We start from the raw sequence: 15,867 nt of genomic DNA, 5'->3' as shown, positions 1-15,867 counted from the left end.
AGCGACCGACCTAGACCGTCACCCCGGCTCCCGCCGAGTCCCAACAGCAAGCACCATATCGGTGCCCACAGCAAGGATGGTGCCCTAGTGACCGTACTGATGCCACGCCTCCAGCGCGGCGGGACATCGGGCTGTAACTCCCGGCCTTCCCTCGTCGCTCCGCTCGCTCCGCTCCTCAGTCCAGGCCGGGAGGCCCGATGACCAGGGTCATGATCGTCGACGATCACCCGATGTGGCGGGAGGGTGTCGCGCGGGACCTCGGGAGCCGTGGGTACGACGTCTGCGCGACGGCCTCGGACGTCGCGAGCGCGGTGAAGATCGCACTCGCGACCCGCCCGGACGTGGTGGTGATGGACCTGCAACTCGGCGACGGCTCGGGCGTGGACGCGACCCGCGAGATCACCACGGCCCTCCCCGACACGCGCGTCCTGGTGCTGTCGGCCAGCGCCGAGCAGGACGACGTACTCGCAGCGGTCAAGAACGGCGCATCCGGGTATCTGGTGAAGTCGGCGTCCCTGGACGAGTTCGACGAAGCAGTACGCCGTACTGCCGAGGGCGACGCGATCTTCAGCGCCGGACTGGCCGGACTGCTACTGGGGGAGTACCGCCGCCTGGGCGAGACCGGCCCCGAGGTCCCGCACCTCACCGACCGCGAAACCGAGGTACTGCGCCTGGTCGCCCGCGGCCTCACCGCCAAACAGATCGCCACCCGCCTCGTCCTCTCGCACCGCACAGTCGAGAACCACGTCCAGAACACCCTCCGCAAACTCCATCTCCACAACCGAGCCGAACTCGTCCGCTACGCCATAGAAAACGGCCTAGACACGGACTGATCAGGCCCGACGCGTGCTACGCGGCCGCTAACTTCGTCGCTCCGCTCCTCAGACGCGCCCACTCCGCGCGCTCCCACGCACCCCCGGGCTAGCGCCCGGAGCATCGCCTCCGGCTGGTGCCGGCCGGCTGCGAGCTGGCGCTCGCCTGCGACTACTAGGCAACCGCCCCGCGAGGTACAGACCGGGACGACAAGCTGGCGAGCCATCGAAGTCAAGCCATGAGCCGACTGGTGAACCCGGCGTCGACAAGATGCTTGTAGGCAGCGAGGACGTTGTCCGGGACGTGCTGTTCCACAGCGAACCCGTGGGCCGGGTACTCGAGCACGCGCTGGAGATCACCGACCAGCATGTCGACCACGAGCGCCGGATCGCCGATTCCGGAGAGGTAGTCCAAGAAGTCGATCGGTTCCGACGTACAGACCACGTCGACCTCCGGCCACACCTTCCGGCAGGTAGCGTAGGCACGCCGTTCCATGTACGGCTTCGAAATCAGCAGCACCGACTCGATCGAATCAGTCAGCAACTCGCGCGCGAAGGCGATGTTCTGACCAGTGTTCGTTGCCAGAGGTTCGACCAGAATCGCCTCCGCGGACACGCCGAGCTCGATTGCGTGATCCCGGTAGTGAACAGCTTCACCACGAGGAAACCGCGCCACCGTGGTCGGACTGTTCGCCCCGGTGAACACCAGCCGGGGAAACAGTCCGCGGCGATAGAGCCCGGCGGCGAATGTGGCCACGCCAAGGTCATGACTTCCCAGACCGATCCCAACGGACACAGGACGCAGTTCATGACCTAACTGGTGGTAGTCCCAGATCAGCCTCGCGTCAGCAACGTCCTGATCGCGTAGCCGCTTGGCGCGCCGATCAGCGGTCTCGTTGTCGGTCATCACTTCGCTCTCGGTACGTCGCGGGGCGGATAGCTGTTCAGATCACGCTCACGATGAGGCGTGCCTCAGCCTTATCGATCAACTCATGATTCAGCGTTGGGTCGAACGGGATCGCCGCCCTTGGAGTCGACAGAGGATAGGTCCGCAGTCTCGGTTGGGCGTTGCGGTCGTGATTCCAGACATCGATCTCATCACAGAGCTGCCTGGCGAGACGGTGGCCATACGTCCCATGCCCGATGGCTCCCAGTTCGAACCTGCCCTCTTGGACTTTCCGGATGGCTAGATAGGCCAGGCTGTCCCCGTCGGCCAGCGCTGGGCTGCGGATGGGAATCGCCGGTGTGCAGAGGCCAGCGTTCACTGCGGCACGGTCGGCGCAGATACGGCAGATGCGGCTGTCGTGGCCGGTGATTCGTAGCCAGATGCCGTCAAACGGTTCCGCCGCTCCCACCAGAACCTCCGACCAAACGGTCTCTTTGCTCTGGTCAAGGACACCGCTCAGTTCTGCCGCATCGATCGTCTGGTCGACGTCCCAATAGAGCGTGACGAGGCCGTCGCTGTCGATTGTGCCGCTGCGCTCACCTTCTTGCCCGATCATCGGGACAAAGCCACATAGCTCCATCGAGTCCGACACGAGAGCGTCGCCGTCTCGAACGAAGGCAACGCTCCGGGTCTGAGCGCGCCAGCGCAGGGGCACGACCAGGCGACCACCGGGTGCTAGCTGTTCCCAGAACGCCGGCGTCAGGTCCCACGCGCCGACGGTGAAGATGATGCGGTCGTACGGTGCGTTCTCGGAAGCGCCCAGTGACCCGTCTCTGGTAATGACCTCGACGTGCGGATTGCCCGTGGCGTCCAGCCCACGGCGAGCGCCAGCGGTGACCTCGGGGTCGATGTCGACCGTCGTTACAGATCCACCGGGACCGGTCAGCCGAGCGAGGAGGGCGGCGTTGTAGCCGGTCCCTGCACCGATCTCGAGGATGCGGTCGCCTGGTTCGACCTGGAGTTGGTCGAGCATCATGGCAACGATGGTGGGCACGGATGCGCAGCTCAGGGCCGAGCCGTCGCTGGCGCGCTTGGTGATGACCGCGGTGTCGGCGTAGGCGTCTCCGACGGCGGCTTCGGGAACAAAGTCGTGTCGCGGAACGGTGCGCATTGCCTGTTCGACTGCCGGGCTGGTGGCATGACCGGCCGCCTTGACGTTGTCGACCATGGCCGCTCGCAAGGTCTCCGGCGAGTTGGTGATGGTGGTCATCGCGTCCTTTCGTGGAGCCCGGGCCTCGGATAGGCGGCGGGTTGATCGTAGTTGGGCGGACGGACAGTTCCGCGCGACTCTGTCAGCGGCTGAGTAGCAGACAGGCATCCCAGTCCGACATCGACTCAACGGTTGAAGGGGCAGAGATTTGAACCAGGCGCACGCCGGTGCTTCCTTGCAGCAGCTCAGTGCGGTGCACCGATCCATCAAGGGGTGCGAGTTCCTCGAGCCGTCCAGTCAACTCGGGTAGCTTCGCCATCAGCGGGCTACGCGCACCGGCATCGGCTGCGACTCGCTGGGTGGCCCGTATCAGCCCGGTCCACCCATGACAGAGGGTCGCATCACTGAGTTGGGCAAGCTGAGGCGTCGTCGGTGACACGGCCGAGCAGCGCTGTTTCGGCGTGGTGCTGGCGCCCCCGATCGTTGAGTGCCAGTCCAGCCAGCTGCTGAGCGCGCACAAGACCAGGGGTGGTGCCATAGCACTACGATGGTCGCTGCGGGCCCGCCTGCTCGAGCTAGCCAGTGTCGAGCTCGCGCTTCGTGACGGTCCCAGGCCACCAGGCCGTCTCTCCGTCGCCCTGCTTCCAATGGTCGAGCCAAGAGCAAATGCTCTCGATCGCCTCGAGCTGTCCCGGGAGATAGATGCCGCGTCGCGCTGCAATGGCCATCAGGGCGAGAGGCAACCCCGTCGGGTGCGACACGGTCGCTTGTAGGGTTGTGCGAGAGGTCGGTTGAATGGCGTTCGTACACTGTGCGTTCCACGTCTGCGTGGATGCTCTCTGTCATGACACCTGTACTGCGGGTGCCTATCTCCGGAGGATTCGGTGAACCGGTCGTCCCTCGTCCGTGCACTTCTCGCCTTCCTGATCCTGGCGGCGTCGACGTACGTCACGCTGACGGCGAAACCACAGCTCGGTCTCGACCTGCGCGGCGGAACGCAGATCGTCCTCCAGGCGAAGGACTCGCCGACGGTGAAGGCGACCAAGGAGACCACCGACAAGGCCACCCAGGTCCTGCATCGGCGGATCGACGCGCTCGGCGTCAGCGAGCCGAACGTCACCCGCCAGGGCGAGAACCGGATCATCGTCGAGCTGCCCGGCGTCCAGGACCCGCGCGAGGCCGCCAAGGTGATCGGCAAGACCGCGCAGCTCACGTTCCACGAGGTGCTCGACCAGGTCGCGACCAAGCCGGCCAAGCCCGCGCCGGGGGAGACCTACCTGCCGCCCGAGAGCGGCCAAGGCCTCCTGCGGCTCGCCAAACCCGCGATGACCGGCGAACTGGTCAGCGGCGCCGAGGGCCGGCTCGACCCGCAGCAGGTCGCGCAGGGCTGGTTCGTCGAGATGAACTTCAAGGGCGACGGCGGCAAGATCTGGGCGAGCATCACCGGGAAGGCCGCCTGTAACCCGGTCGGCACCCCGCAGCGGCTGATCGCGATCGTGCTCGACAACGAGGTCATCAGCTCACCGCAGGTGGACCCGAACGGCGGCAACCAGCTCTGCAAGATCGGCATCGCCGGCGGCAGCACCACGATCTCCGGCTCCTTCACCGAGGCGGGCGCGAAGGACCTGGCCGCGCTGATCTCCGGTGGCGCTCTGCCCGTGCCGGTCGAGGTGATCGATCAGCGCACGGTCGGGCCGTCGCTCGGCCAGGACGCGATCCAGGCCAGCGCGCTCGCCGCGATCATCGGCCTCGCGCTGACAGCGCTCTTCATCATCGTGGTCTACCGCCTCGTCGGCCTGATGGCGGTCATCGGCCTGGTCGGGTACGCCGCCATGTCGTACGCCGCACTCACCGCGCTCGGAGCCACCCTCACCCTGCCCGGCCTGGCCGGATTCGTGCTCGCGATCGGGATGGCGGTCGACGCGAACGTCCTGGTCTTCGAACGCGCCCGTGAGGACTTCATCGCCGGCCGCACCGACGGCCTGCGCAGATCGCTGCGCAGCGGGTTCCAGAACGCGCTGTCCGCGATCGCCGACTCCAACATCACCACTCTCCTGGCGGCCGGCCTGCTGTTCGTCCTGGCCGCGGGTCCCGTCCGCGGGTTCGGCGTCACGCTCTCGATCGGTGTGATCGCGTCGATGCTGTCGGCGCTCGTCGTGACCCGCGTTCTCGCCGAGTTCGTCGTGTCGCGTGGGTTCGTCCTGCGCCGGCCGGGCCTGAGCGGGATCGCCGGCCACGGCCGGGTCCGGACCTGGCTGGAAGCCCGGCAGCCGTCGCTGATGAAGCACAGCCGCCGCTGGCTCGTCATCACCGCCGTCGCGATCATCGTGAGCGTCGCGGGCGTCGCCGTCCGCGGCCTGAACCTCGGCATCGAGTTCACCGGCGGCCGGCTGATCGAGGTCAGTACAGCGCAACGGATCACGCCGGACCAGGCGCGCGCCGCCGTCGCCGAGGCCGGCTACCCGACCGCGGTCGTGCAGGCGTCCGGAGCCGACGACATCACCGTGCGGACCGGCACGATCAGCGACGACGAAGCGGTGAAGATCAAGGAGTCCCTGGCCCGGATCGGCGGCGACGCCGAGGTGATCCGCAACGAGAGCATCGGCCCGTCGCTCGGTGACGAGCTGCGGAACAAGGGTCTGATCGCCCTCGGCATCGCCCTGCTCGCCCAGTTGGCGTACCTGGCCGCGCGGTTCCGCTGGACGTTCGGCGCCGGGGCTGTTCTCGCGTTGCTGCAGAACGTCGCGGTCGTGGTCGGTGTCTTCGCCTGGACCGGGAGGCCGATCGACGGCATCTTCCTGGCCGCGATCCTGACCGTCATCGGCTACACGGTGAACGACTCGGTGGTCGTCTTCGACCGGATCCGCGAGACCCGCAGCGCCCGCGCCACCGACAACCTCGGCACGACCATCGACACCGCGATCGTGAACGTCCTGCCTCGAACCATCAACACCGGCATCTCGACCCTCTTCATCCTCGCCGCACTGCTGTTCCTCGGCGGCGACTCCCTCGCCGACTTCTCCCTGGCACTGCTCCTGGGCATCGTCGTCGGCACCTACTCCTCCAACCTCACCGCAGCGCCTCTGCTCCTGGAACTCGAACGCCGCTACCCAGCCCCACCACCCCGCCCCAAACGCACCCAAGTAGACCGAGACGCCCAACCCGACCGCGGCGCCGTGGTGTAGAGCCTGGGGTTGTCCACAGCCTGGCCCGCCGCGGAGGAAATCTGTCCGGTGCGCGGGCTAGGGTATGGCGGTGGGTGTTGATGTGCGGGATCTGCTGGAAGCTGCCGTGGCCGGGATCGCCGGTCAGACCCGGCCCGGGCAGGTGGAGATGGCGCAGGCCGTCGACACCGCGATGCACGACGGATCGCATCTGCTCGTCCAAGCAGGCACCGGCACCGGCAAGTCCCTCGGGTACCTCGTGCCCGCGCTGCTGCACGCGATCGAGGACCGTCGCGTCGTCGTGTCGACGGCGACCCTTGCGCTGCAGTCCCAGCTCGTCGACCGCGACGTACCAGCGCTGCTCGACGCGACCGAGAAGCTCCTGCCGCGCAGACCGGCGTACGCGATCCAGAAGGGGCGGAACAACTACGCCTGCCTGCACCGGATCCGCGAGGGCGCGCCCGACGACGACGGCATGCTCGTCGACGTGCCGCCGTCGGGGGAGATCGGCCGTCAGGTCGTCGAGCTGCGCGACTGGGCCGAACAGCAGCTCGCCGACGGCGAGGCCGGCGACCGGGATCATGCCCCGTCGCACCAGTACCAGGCCTGGCAGCAGGTCGCGATCAGCGCGCGGGAGTGCCTCGGCGCGCAGAAGTGCCCGTACGGCGAGGAGTGCTTCGCCGAGAAGGCCAAGGAACACGCCCGCAAGGCCGACATCGTCATCACCAACCACGCCCTGCTCTCGATCGACGCCTTCGAGAACCGGACCGTCCTGCCCGAGCACGACGTCGTCATCGTCGACGAGGCGCACGAGCTGCCGGCCCGGGTCACCGGTGCGGCCGGCGACGAGCTGTCCCCGCAGATGGTCGAGCGCGCCGCCAAACGCGGCCGCCGGTTCGTCGACGACGACAAGGCCGACGACCTGATCGACGCGTCCGACGCGCTCCGCGCCGCGCTCGACGGCACCCGCGAGGGCCGGATCGAGGCGTCCAACGCGCCGGTCCTGGAGGCCGCCGCCCTGGTCCGCGACGCGGCCCGCGCCATGTACTCCGACCTGAACAAGAAGTCCGACGACAAGGACGACGACCCGGACGGCGCCAAACGGCAGTCCAAGGGCGCGGTCAAGGAGATCTTCGACGTCGCCGAGCGGGTCGCCGCGCTGAGCGATCTCGACGTGGTCTGGATGATCGACCGCGACCGCTTCGGCCGCGAGCTCCGGATCGCCCCGCTCACCGTCGCCGGCCTGCTCCGCGAGCTGGTTCTCCGCGACCGTACGGCGGTGCTCACCTCCGCGACGCTGACCCTCGGCGGTGATTTCGACGCGATCGCCCGCCAGGTCGGCCTGCGGCCGTCCGACAAGCTCGCGGACGACGAAGAGATGCCCGAGCTGGACGACTCCTCCGAGACCGCTCCACTGCCGTGGCGCGGTCTCGACGTCGGCTCCCCGTTCGAGTACGAGAAGCAGGCGATCCTGTACGTCGCAAAGCACCTCCCGCCCCCGCACCGCGACGGACTGGGCAAGAAGCAGTTCGAGGAGATCATCGACCTGGTCACCGCGGCCGGCGGACGGACCCTCGGCCTGTTCTCGTCCCGTCGCGCGGCCGAGGCGGCGACCGCCGCGGTGCGCGAGGCCACCGACCTCAAGGTGCTCTGCCAGGGCGACGCGCAACTCGGCGAGCTGGCCCGCGAGTTCGTCGACGACCCCGAGACGTCACTGTTCGGCACGCTGTCGCTGTGGCAGGGGATCGACGTACCGGGGTCGACCTGCAACCTGGTGATCATCGACCGGATCCCGTTCCCGCGCCCGGACGAGCCGCTGATGGCGGCCCGCCAGCGTGCCGTCGACGAGGCTGGCGGCAACGGGTTCATGTCCGTGGCCGCGACACACGCCGGACTGCTGCTCGCCCAGGGCACCGGCCGGCTGATCCGCCGCAGCTCGGACCGCGGCGTGGTCGCCATCCTCGACCCCCGCATCGTCACCCAGCGGTACGGCGCGTTCCTGCGCGCCTCCTTGCCCCCGATGTGGCCGACCGCCGATCGTGAGAAGGTGCTCGGCGCTCTGAAGCGGTTGCAGACCACGTGAGCCAGTCATGAGTCCGGTGACCGGTCCGCCGGTGCTCCCGATGATGGCGGCGCTGGGGCAGATGCCGTCCGGAGCGGGCTGGTCGTACGAGATGAAGTGGGACGGCATCCGTGTCATCGCCGAGGTCGACGACGGGGTCTGCCGGCTGTGGTCGCGGAACAGTCACGACGTGTCCGGCGGCTACCCCGAGCTGATCGGCCTGGCGGAGGCGCCGGGGTTGCGGCTGCCCGCCGTACTGGACGGCGAGATCGTCACGCTGGACGAGAACGGGGCGCCGTCCTTCGGTCTGCTGCAGCGGCGGATGCATGTCCGCGACCCGCGCCAGCTCCGGCACCTGATCACCGAGGTGCCGGTGTCGGTGCGACTGTTCGACCTGCTCCGCTTCGACGGCAAGTGGTTGCTAGAGGCAACGTATGACGATCGTCGCGGGCTGCTCGAGTCGCTGGACATCGGTGACCCGTTCTGGGAGGTGCCGTCGGCGCTGCTGGACAGCGAACAGGCCCTCGAACAGTCTGCTGAGCAAGGGCTCGAAGGGGTGGTGGCGAAGCGGCGCAAGTCGCGGTACCTGCCGGGCCGGCGCAGCGCCGACTGGATCAAGATCAAGCCGGTGCAGACCAGAGACGTCGTGCTGTGCGGCTGGCATCCGGGGGAGGGGAACCGGGAAGGGAAGATCGGTTCCTTCTACTGCGGCGCGTATGCGGGAGACGAGCTGGTCCTGATCGGCAAGGTCGGCTCCGGACTCGACTTCGCGACGCTGGACGTGCTGAGCGCCGAGCTGACCGGTCTGGAGATCGACCGGCCGGCCTTCGACGCGTCGGGTATCCCGATGACGGACCGGCGTCGCGCACACTGGCTCGACCCGGCGCTGGTCGCCGAAGTCACCTACTCCGGCTGGGGCGGCGACGGCCGGCTGCGGCATCCGGTATGGCGCGGTTTACGCCTCGACATCAATCCGGAATCGGTTCTCGTGGAGCGCGGCTGAATGCGTTGGAGACCTGCGGCCGCGGACCGAATTGTTCGAAATGCGGAGAATGGTTCTGCGGCGCTGAGACATTCTCTGTTCAACTGTCGCAGAAAATGACCGAATTTCAGTCGTTCGTTTTCCGGGACGGCGCCGGTACCGCCAGTGCGGCTTCGATCTTGTCGACCAGCTTCTCGGGCGAGTGAGTCGGCGCGTAGCGCGCGATCACCCCGCCGTCGCGACCGACCAGGAACTTGGTGAAGTTCCACTTGATCCGGCCGCCGAGCAGGCCGCCCTGCTCGCGTTTCAGCCAGTTGTACAACGGGATCGTCCGCGACCCGTTGACGTCGATCTTGGCGAACATCGGGAACGTGACGTGGTAGATCGTCGAGCAGAAGTTCGCGATCTCGTTCTCGTCGCCGGGCTCCTGGTGGCCGAACTGGTCGCAGGGAAAACCGAGCACCGAGAAGCCCTGCCGACGGTACGTCTTGTAGAGCTTCTGCAGACCCGTGTACTGCGGGGTCTGGGCACACTGCGAGGCCGTGTTCACCACCAGGAGCACCTGGTCGCGGAAATCGGCAAGAGACTGTTCATTGCCTTCGATCCGCGTGGCGCTGAAGTCATAGACAGTCGTCATAGCTCAATGCTGACACGACACGCCCGACTTCGCTCGCCGTCCGATATGTCAGACTCGGCGCAGAACTGTTACGACCTTTCCGAGAATGACCGCGTCCTTGCCGTCGATCGGCTCGAAAGCGGGGTTGTGTGGTAGCAGCAGGATCTCGGTCTTGGTCTTCTTGAACCGCTTCACGGTGGCCTCGCCATCGATCATCGCGGCCACGATGTCGCCGTTCTCCGCGGTCTGCTCCTGGCGCACGACCACCCAGTCGCCGTCGCAGATGGCCGCGTCGATCATCGACTCGCCCTTGACCTTCAGCATGAACAGCGTGCCCTCGCCGACCATTGCCTTGGGCAACGGGAAGACCTCTTCGATGTCCTGCTCGGCGAGGATCGGGTTACCGGCGGCGATCTGGCCGACCACCGGCACGTACACCGCGTCCGGATGCGCGTCGCCGGCCCCGGTCTCGTCGTACGTCGTCTGCCGCACCGAGCCGACCGCCGACCGCCGGGCCGCCGCGTCGAGCTCGCCGGGGTAGCGGACCTCGATCGCCCGCGGCCGGTTCGGGTCGCGGCGGAGCAGACCCTTCTGCTCGAGGACCCGCAGCTGGTGCGACACCGAGGAGGAGCTGGTCAGGCCGACCCGCTCACCGATCTCGCGCATCGACGGCGGGTAGCCGCGGCTGTCCACCGAATCGCGGATCACGTCCAGCACGCGGCGCTGGCGCGGCGTCAGCCCGGTCGCGTCCGCCGGTCCGTCCGGCAGCTCCGCGACGGTCCGGTCCGCCTTGTCCGCGCCCTTTCCCGCGCCAGTGCGCGCGGGACCTTGCTGTCCCGCCCCACCGCCCCGGTCATTCTTGCTGGAACCGCTCGGCGTCCTGGCCATCGGTGGTAGCTCCTCGGGTCGGGCCGGCGATCGTCCCACCGGCCGAAACTTGCTCGACTGAGATGACCGTAGACCGAATCCTGAGATTCTTCAAACATCTGTTCGAAGGCGTGTCGGTTCGCATGTTTGTTCGGGTGTCAGGTTATAAGGCGCACGCGGGGTGCTGTCGCGGCAGGGAATTTCCTGGGCGTGTCCTGGTTGGAGGTGGTTGCGCGAGGGGCGACTGTCGGTTAATCATTCGTACAGACGTTCGATCGAACAGGTGTTCGGGTCGGTCGAAGGGGTTCGTCTCCAGAAACTGTCGGAGGCGGCCGGTAGACAGGACTCGACACCGCAGGACGCGCACCGAACAGAGGTCTGGAGGACCCGATGAGCACAGCAGCCGTAGCGGCCGACGCACTGGGCCGACACCGCTCGCCGGAGGCCACCCCGCCCCGCCGGCGGCCGGCCCCCGCTCACCTCAAGTCCGTCCCGTCCGCCCACACCGAGGTGCCGATCACCCGGACCGCCCGCACCGAGGCGCCGGTGACCCCGGCAGCACGTGCCGGATCGCCGGTGACTCCCGCGCCGACGGTGGCGCCGCGGCGGCGTCCGCGGATCGAGGGTGCGACCGCCGACCGGATGCCGGTTCGCGGGTGCTCGGGTGACGAACTCGGCCGCCGTGCGGCTGTGCAGCCCGAGCCGGCCACTCTCCGGCTGACCCGACGCGGCCGGATGCTGCTGACCGCCGTATCCGTGCTCGTCTTCGGCGCCGCGATCCTCGTCCTCGGCCTCCGGGTCGCCGGCGTCCTCGAGCCCGGCCCGCACTTCACCCACACCGTTCCGGTGCAGGTCGCCCCAGGGCAGACTTTGTGGTCCATCGCCCAGGACACCAACCCCGGCCAGGATCCCGCCGCGGTCGTGGAGAAGATCGCCGACGTCAACAACCTCGCCACGCCCGCGGACATCATCCCCGGCCAGACCCTCCAGATCCCCGTAGCCGGCTGATCAACCCCGCCGATCGACCCCGCCTGCTGATCAGGCCCGCTCGGCGCGCCATTCGTCCTCGAGCAACGCGTACACGTACTCGTTGCCCCACTCGCCCTTGAACTGCAAGGCGTGCAGATGATGCGCCTCGCGCCGCATCCCCAGCCGTTCGAGCAGCCGCGCCGAGGCAGTGTTCCGGTCGTCGAGAGTCGCCACGATCCGATGCAACCCGAGCTCCTCGAAGCCGACCCGCAGCATCTCCCGCGCAGCCTCCGCCGCGAGCCCCTTGCCCTGGTAGTCCGTGTGCAGCGCGAACCCGATCTCGCCCTGACGATCGGCCTCGCTCGCCCACTTCAGCAGCACCTCACCGATGACGGTCCCGGTCTCGCGTAGTTCGATCGCCAGCACCAGCCACTGACCGTCCGCGGTCAATTCACCCTGCGGGAGCTTCCGCTCCAGCGCGGCCCGCGTCTCCTCCCGGTCCCGCACCGGCCACGGCGTGTACCGCACGACGTCCGGCCGCGAGTGGAACGCGAACAGGTCGTCCAGGTCGTCCATCCGATGCGGCCGCAGCTCCAGCCGCTCGGTCAGCAGCGGGTACGCGGGTCGGAATCCAGTCACGGCACCATCCTCGGCTAAGCTGTCTAATGACGTTAGACAGTACCCACCCTCCACCACCGCGGACAACAGATTTCGTGACCAGAAGGACAACGGATTTCGTGACCGGGCGTGACCCTTCGTCGCATGCGGCGGCCGGCATCACTGTCGCCGCGATCGCCGACGCCGCCCTGGCGATCATCCACACCGCCGGCGTGAACGGCCTCACCATGCGCGCTGTCGCAGAGCGCCTGAACGTGCGCGCCCCGTCGCTCTACCACCACGTCCACAACAAGTCCGAGCTCCTCGACCTGGTCGCCCGGAACGCGTTCGACCAGTTCACGGCCGACAAGACGGCGTACGAGGAACTCACGACCGTCGACGACTGGATCGAGCTCACCAGATCCGGCTCACTCGAACTCCGCGCCTTCTATGCGGATCATCCAGGGCTGGCCGGCCTGATGCAGTCGAAGGCGACGCCGGACCGCGACCAAGGTGCGGGCTCGCGAGCCGAACTCATCCGCGCCCAGGTCGACGCCCTCGTGCGCATCGGCGTACCGGAGCCCGAGGCGCGTCACCTCTTCGAAGTCACCGCCCGCTGGAGCCTGGCCGCGGTCGTCGCGGAGCACGCCGACGACACGGACCTGTTCTCCGACGGCCTCGACCTGTTCCTGTACGGCGTACGCTCCCGGCTTCTCGAGCTGATCAGCTGACGGTCGCGAGCCACAACTCGGCGTACCGTTTGCCGTCCACTGCCGTCGCGACCCGGATCGTCGCCGCCGGCCCGTGGGGATCGTTCGCGACGTCCGACGCGCCCCGCGTGTCGACGATGGTCCGCCCGCGCGACCAACTCCCGGACAGCTCGATGCGCACCGGATACTCCTGCGTCGTCAGGCCCGACGGATCGATCACCGCGCACACCGCACCGCCGTCGCCGATGCTGCCGCCGTCCGACTGGTACCGCTCGCTGCGCTTCTCGATCAGCTTGCACGCCAGCTCCGCCGAGGGCGACCCGCTCAAGGCGCGCGCCTGCTCGAGCGTGACCACCACGTCGTAGAACACATCCAGCCCGTACATGGTCACCGCGATGCCGAGATCCCTGGCCGCCGTCAGCACGATCGCGGCTGCCTCCGGATCGGTCCAGATGTTGAACTCCGCCGCGGCCGTCGCGTTCCCGATCCCGGCCGCACCACCCATGAAGACGATCTCGCGCAGACCGCGCGCCGCCTCCGGATACGTCCGCAGCAACAGTGCGATGTTCGTCAACGGCGCCAACGGGATCAACGTGATGAGCTCACCGGTCGCCGCCGCGTCCAGCAGTACGTCGCGGAGGAGTTCGACGGCATGCCGCGGGTCCGTCGACCGCGTCGACCGCGGCCAGTCCAGATCCCCGAGGCCGTCCTCACCGTGGACATGCCGCGCCGACCGCACCGGCTGGATCAGCGGTACGGCGGCACCGCGGGCAACCGGGACGTCGGGCCTGCCTGCGGCGTCGAGGACCGTGAGCGTGTTGCGTACGACGTCGTCGATGCCGACGTTGCCGCCGACGCAGGTCACTGCCTTCAGATCGAGCTCAGGATGCCGCGCCGCCAGCAGTAGCGCGCACGCATCGTCCAGACCTGTGTCGACATCGAGAATCACCGGCTTCATGCGCACATCCTCAGCCACGCCGGTCAGGAGCGCACCAGCCGTGCGATCGCGGCGGACGCTTCCTTGATCTTCGCGTCGGCCTCCGGCCCGCCGGCCGCGGCGGCGTCGACCACGCAATGCGTGAGGTGGTCGTCGAGCAGACCGAGCGCGACGGATTCGAGGGCCTTCGTCATCGCCGAGATCTGGGTGAGGATGTCGATGCAGTACTTCTCGTCCTCGACCATGCGCTGCAATCCACGGGCCTGGCCCTCGATCCGCTTCAGCCGCGCCAGGTACGCCTTCTTGTCGCCGATGTAACCGTGCTGCGCATGCTCGTCGACCGGTTCGGTCACGCTCACCACATCCTCCCTGGGTCCCGCCGAACCCTATCGCCCGCCGGGTCGCCCTTGTGTTTCTGATAATACCCCCCTAGGGTATCCGTCATCCTTCAGTTCTCGACTGAACCCACTGCGGTCTGGGGTTATACCCCATACCGGTAAGGAGTTAGATATGAGTGAGACGAAGTCGTCGCGACGGTGGTGGGCGCTCGCCGTCATCGCCGCGGCGCAGTTCATGGTGATCATGGACACCTCGATCGTCGGCGTCGCGCTGCCGAAGATGCAGGCCGAGCTCGGGTTCGGCCCGGGCAACCTGTCCTGGGTGTTCAACGCGTACGTCGTGGCGTTCGGCGGGCTGTTGCTGCTCGGTGGCCGGTTGTCGGACCTGCTCGGCGCCCGTCGCGTCTTCGCGTCCGGCTGGGGCGTCCTGCTGGTCGGATCGCTGGTGGCGGGCCTGGCGACCGGCGTCGGTTCGGAGCTCGCCGGCCGGGCCGTCCAAGGCGTCGGGGCCGCGCTGATCGCACCGTCCGCCCTGACGCTGCTGATGACGTTGTTCGGCGCGAACCCGCGGGAGCTGAACAAGGCGATCGCTTTGTACGGCGCGGCGGCGCCGGCGGGCGGTACGGCGGGTGTGTTCCTCGGCGGTGTGATCACCGAGTACCTGTCGTGGCCGTGGGTGTTCTACCTGAACGTCCCGATCGCGCTGGCTGCCCTGCTCGCCACGCCTGCCTTGATGCCGAGGGCCGAGGCCCGTACTGGATCGGTCGACGTGTTCGGCGCGCTGACCGTGACCGGCGGACTCGCCGCGGGCGTCTACGCCATCGTCCGCGCTCCGGAGGTCGGCTGGGCGTCGGCCTCGACGTTGCTCGTCGGCGCGCTGGCCGTCGTACTGCTCGGAGTGTTCGTCGCAGCGCAGGCGAAGCGGCGCGAGCCGTTGATGCGGCTCGGGATCTTCACGACGCCGAACCTGGCCGCCGCCAACATCGCGCAGTTCCTGCTCGGCGCGGCCTGGGTGCCGATGTGGTTCTTCCTGAATCTGTACCTGCAGCAGGTCCTCGGGTTGAGCGCGTTCCCGAGCGGCTCGGCGCTGTTGCCGATGACCACGCTGACCATGGTCGGGATGATCGTCGTGGCGCCGCGCGTGATCGCCAAGGTCGGTCCGAAGAAGACCTTGGCGGGCGGTATGGCGGTCCTGGCCGCGGGCCTGGTGGGGCTGTCCCTGATCCGTCCCGCCGGCTCCTTCTGGGTCGACGTACTGCCGGGCTCGCTGGTCGCGGCTGCCGGGATGTCGCTGGCGTTCATTCCCAGCCTCGGTATCGCCTTGTCGTCCGCGCGTCCTGAGGAGGGTGGTCTGGCGTCCGGCATCGTGAACACCAGTTACCAGATCGGGTCAGCCCTCGGGCTGGCGGCGATGACCGCGGTGGCCGCTGCGAACGGGGCCGACCTGCTGGACGACGTCGTGGCGTTGACCGAGGGGTACTCGGCGGCCGTCGTCGGCGCCGCGGTGATCGCGGCGGTAGGCGCCGTACTGGCTGCCGTGTCGCTGCGGACTCCGCGTGCCCCGGCCGAACCCGAACGGCAGTCCGTTTCGACCATCCGATGATGTGTGGACAAGCTCCCCAGGACGGCTTCGGCCGGTCCTGGGGAGTCGTCTGTGCGGGCCGTAGTTTGCGCCTCGAAAGGGTCGTCGCGGTGACGCCACGCGGGAGTACACGGG

Annotated in this window: 14 protein-coding genes; 7 read left to right on the top strand and 7 right to left on the bottom strand. The window is 68.2% G+C overall.

Annotated features, from left to right (window positions below; genetic code table 11):
- Positions 1-197 precede the first annotated feature (197 nt).
- Positions 198-833, top strand: coding sequence for a response regulator transcription factor (locus tag EV651_RS40730; protein WP_133791536.1), 636 nt, complete (start codon positions 198-200; stop codon positions 831-833).
- Between the two features lie 211 nt (positions 834-1,044).
- Here EV651_RS40730 and EV651_RS40725 read toward each other — a convergent pair whose 3' ends face one another.
- Together EV651_RS40725 and fxlM are read right to left on the bottom strand one after the other, a co-directional pair.
- Positions 1,045-1,719, bottom strand: coding sequence for a YdcF family protein (locus EV651_RS40725; protein ID WP_133791534.1), 675 nt, complete (start codon positions 1,717-1,719; stop codon positions 1,045-1,047).
- Between the two features lie 37 nt (positions 1,720-1,756).
- A complete protein-coding gene (gene fxlM, locus EV651_RS40720) occupies positions 1,757-2,968 on the bottom strand; it encodes a methyltransferase, FxLD system (protein WP_133791532.1) in 1,212 nt (403 codons plus the stop codon).
- Between the two features lie 824 nt (positions 2,969-3,792).
- On the opposite strand from fxlM, the gene secD reads away from it, so the two are divergent.
- From secD to ligD, 3 genes are all read left to right on the top strand, one after another.
- Positions 3,793-6,093, top strand: a complete 2,301-nt coding sequence (secD, locus tag EV651_RS40715) for a protein translocase subunit SecD (protein WP_133791530.1) — start codon at positions 3,793-3,795, stop codon at positions 6,091-6,093.
- Positions 6,094-6,157: 64 nt separating this feature from the next.
- Positions 6,158-8,155: an ATP-dependent DNA helicase gene (locus tag EV651_RS40710; protein ID WP_133791528.1), complete on the top strand. Its 1,998-nt coding sequence runs from the start codon at positions 6,158-6,160 to the stop codon at positions 8,153-8,155.
- 7 nt (positions 8,156-8,162) lie between these two features.
- A complete protein-coding gene (ligD, locus tag EV651_RS40705; RefSeq protein WP_133791526.1) occupies positions 8,163-9,137 on the top strand; it encodes a non-homologous end-joining DNA ligase in 975 nt (324 codons plus the stop codon).
- 106 nt (positions 9,138-9,243) lie between these two features.
- Here the strand turns inward: ligD and EV651_RS40700 are convergent, their stop codons facing one another.
- Positions 9,244-9,753: a glutathione peroxidase gene (locus EV651_RS40700; protein WP_133791524.1), complete on the bottom strand. Its 510-nt coding sequence runs from the start codon at positions 9,751-9,753 to the stop codon at positions 9,244-9,246.
- Positions 9,754-9,801: 48 nt separating this feature from the next.
- Positions 9,802-10,620 carry a transcriptional repressor LexA gene (gene lexA / locus EV651_RS40695; RefSeq protein ID WP_133791522.1) on the bottom strand — a complete coding sequence of 273 codons (819 nt, stop codon included), beginning with the start codon at positions 10,618-10,620 and terminating at the stop codon, positions 9,802-9,804.
- Positions 10,621-10,989: 369 nt separating this feature from the next.
- On the opposite strand from lexA, the gene EV651_RS40690 reads away from it, so the two are divergent.
- Positions 10,990-11,607 carry a LysM peptidoglycan-binding domain-containing protein gene (locus EV651_RS40690; RefSeq protein WP_133791520.1) on the top strand — a complete coding sequence of 206 codons (618 nt, stop codon included), beginning with the start codon at positions 10,990-10,992 and terminating at the stop codon, positions 11,605-11,607.
- A 30-nt stretch (positions 11,608-11,637) separates the two neighbouring features.
- On the opposite strand, the gene EV651_RS40685 is transcribed toward EV651_RS40690, so the two are convergent.
- Entirely contained in the window at positions 11,638-12,207 is a 570-nt protein-coding gene (locus EV651_RS40685) for a GNAT family N-acetyltransferase (RefSeq protein WP_238157541.1), read from the bottom strand.
- 98 nt (positions 12,208-12,305) lie between these two features.
- Here EV651_RS40685 and EV651_RS40680 point away from each other — a divergent pair, with 98 nt between their 5' ends.
- Positions 12,306-12,896 (top strand): TetR/AcrR family transcriptional regulator, encoded by a 591-nt coding sequence (locus EV651_RS40680; RefSeq protein ID WP_238157540.1) that lies wholly within the window; start codon positions 12,306-12,308, stop codon positions 12,894-12,896.
- Here the strand turns inward: EV651_RS40680 and EV651_RS40675 are convergent.
- On the bottom strand, positions 12,889-13,833 hold the full coding sequence (locus EV651_RS40675) for a nucleoside hydrolase (protein ID WP_133791516.1): 945 nt from the start codon (positions 13,831-13,833) through the stop codon (positions 12,889-12,891). The genes EV651_RS40680 and EV651_RS40675 overlap by 8 nt on opposite strands.
- A 23-nt stretch (positions 13,834-13,856) precedes the next feature.
- Entirely contained in the window at positions 13,857-14,171 is a 315-nt protein-coding gene (locus EV651_RS40670) for a metal-sensitive transcriptional regulator (RefSeq protein WP_277875730.1), read from the bottom strand.
- A 151-nt stretch (positions 14,172-14,322) separates the two neighbouring features.
- Between EV651_RS40670 and EV651_RS40665 the strand changes: the two genes are divergently transcribed.
- The gene (locus EV651_RS40665; protein ID WP_133791514.1) at positions 14,323-15,753 is read left to right on the top strand and encodes an MFS transporter; all 1,431 of its coding nucleotides are present in this window, start codon (positions 14,323-14,325) and stop codon (positions 15,751-15,753) included.
- Positions 15,754-15,867 lie beyond the last annotated feature (114 nt).

Source organism: Kribbella sp. VKM Ac-2571 (assembly GCF_004362255.1).
In the GTDB taxonomy this organism is placed as follows: domain Bacteria; phylum Actinomycetota; class Actinomycetes; order Propionibacteriales; family Kribbellaceae; genus Kribbella; species Kribbella pratensis.
This window is presented reverse-complemented; position numbering and strand designations above follow the sequence as displayed.